Origin of the sequence: Butyricicoccus sp. (assembly GCF_050872565.1) — a bacterium.
Classification (GTDB): domain Bacteria; phylum Bacillota; class Clostridia; order Oscillospirales; family Butyricicoccaceae; genus Butyricicoccus_A.
This window is the reverse complement of record NZ_JBNMHC010000533.1, coordinates 1-1,030: the sequence shown is the minus strand read 5'-3', so window position 1 is coordinate 1,030 and position 1,030 is coordinate 1. Positions and strand designations below refer to the sequence as shown.

1 protein-coding gene is annotated in these 1,030 nt (G+C 55.3%); it reads left to right on the top strand.

Going from position 1 to position 1,030, the window contains the following annotated elements; translation table 11 throughout:
* Positions 1 to 1,030: dihydropteroate synthase (locus ACR0P9_RS13150; RefSeq protein ID WP_432620866.1), on the top strand; the 1,030-nt coding region annotated here is incomplete at both ends.

Genomic DNA, 1,030 nt, shown 5'->3' with positions numbered 1-1,030 from the left:
GTGGACGGACAAGCCGTTGATTGTCAAGCCGAATGCCGGTCTGCCGGATCCGGCAACCGGTGGATATGATATGGATGCGGCGGAATTTGGCAGACAGATGGCAAAATTCCCGGAGCTGGGTGTCTCGATTTTGGGCGGCTGTTGCGGAACAACGCCGGACTTTATCGCGGCATTGGCAGCACTGCCGGATGCCAAAGAAGATATTCGTCCGGTGCGCAAGCGCGGCGTGTGCTCTGCGAGCCATATGACGGATTTTGGCGGCGTGCGTGTCATTGGTGAACGCATCAATCCGACCGGCAAAAAACGCTTCCAGCAGGCACTGCGAGAGCGTGACTTCAATTATATTATGGAGCGCGCGATTGAACAGCAGGACGCCGGTGCAGACATTTTGGATATTAACGTAGGTCTGCCGGGCATTGATGAGGCGGAAATGATGACGGCTGTAGTCAAGGCAGTGCAGAGTGTCGTTTCTCTGCCGCTGCAAATTGACTCGTCGGATCCGGCGGCGATTGAGGCCGGTCTGCGCGCGTGCAGCGGCCGTGCGATTGTCAACTCGGTCAATGCAGAGCAGGATAAGCTGGATACGATTTTGCCGATTGTCAAGAAGTATGGCGCGGCAGTAGTCGGCTTGACGATGGATAAATCCGGTATTCCGCAGACGGCACAGGCGCGGTTTGACATGGCGGAAAAGATCATGCAGGAAGCCATGCAGCACGGTATTCCGAAGGAAGATGTGCTGATTGACTGCCTGACGCTGACGATTTCTGCCCAGCAGGAGCAGGCAGTGGAGACCCTCAAGGCTGTCCGCATGGTACATGAAAAGCTGGGACTGCATTGCGTGCTGGGGGTCAGCAACATTTCGTTTGGTCTGCCGGAGCGAAATAATATCACAACCAATTTCCTGACACAGGCGATGTGGTGCGGCTTGGATCTGCCGATTATCAACCCGAACTTGAAGCCGATTATGGATACCGTTGTGTCCTATCGCGCACTGTCCGGCGAAGATGTTGGCTGTGAGGCGTACATTGAG